This window comes from Planomonospora algeriensis (genome assembly GCF_977012225.1).
The window spans coordinates 1-628 of sequence record NZ_CDRNDK010001041.1 but is presented as its reverse complement, the minus strand read 5'-3'; the positions used below and the strand labels follow the sequence as shown (position 1 = coordinate 628).

Below are 628 nucleotides of genomic sequence, written 5' to 3'. Positions count from 1 at the left end.
TACCCGGCGCCTCCCCCCGGCGGCCGTCCCGCGGCCGGGCGGGGCGGGGGCGTCGGCACCGCCGCGCTCGTGCTCGGCATCGTCAGCGTCTTCCTGCTGTTCGCCTGCGGGCTGGGAACGCTGACGGCGGTCGCCGGCCTGATCGTCGGCTTCATCGCGATCGCCAAGGACTCCAACCGGGGCCGTGCCTGGGTGGGCGTCGGCCTGAGCGTCCTGACACTGATCGTCGCCGCGGCGCTCGTCGCCTGGTTCTTCAGCAGGGCGGGCGCCTGCATGGACCTGCCCCGGGAACTCCAGGAACGCTGCCTGGAGGAGCGGTTCGGCGTGCGGATCGACGTGCCCTGAGCGGTCGCCCCGTACCCGGCCGGAGCGTCCGCGCGGCGGGCGCGTTCAGGTGACCGGAAGGTACTCCGTGAGATCGGCCCGGGCTCCGCTCGCCGAGACACGGCCCGCCGCCATCGCGTCGGCCCAGGACAGCCGGCCGGTGGCCAGCTCCAGCCAGGTCCGGGCGTCGGTCTCCACCACGTTCGGCGGGGTGCCCCGCGTGTGCCGGGGGCCCTCCACGCACTGCACGGCCGCGTGCGGCGGGACCCGCACCTCGGACGGTCCGCCCCGGGGCCGCCGAGGC

1 protein-coding gene and 1 pseudogene are annotated in these 628 nt (G+C 76.4%); one reads left to right on the top strand and one right to left on the bottom strand.

Annotation, left to right across the window (positions count from 1 at the left end; all coding sequences use genetic code 11):
- A pseudogene (locus ACWJ6R_RS37685) lies at positions 1 to 345 on the top strand (hypothetical protein); the annotation flags it as partial.
- A gap of 45 nt (positions 346 to 390) precedes the next feature.
- Here ACWJ6R_RS37685 and ACWJ6R_RS37680 read toward each other — a convergent pair.
- Positions 391 to 628: sterol carrier family protein (locus tag ACWJ6R_RS37680; protein ID WP_449066757.1), on the bottom strand; the 238-nt coding region annotated here is incomplete at its 5' end.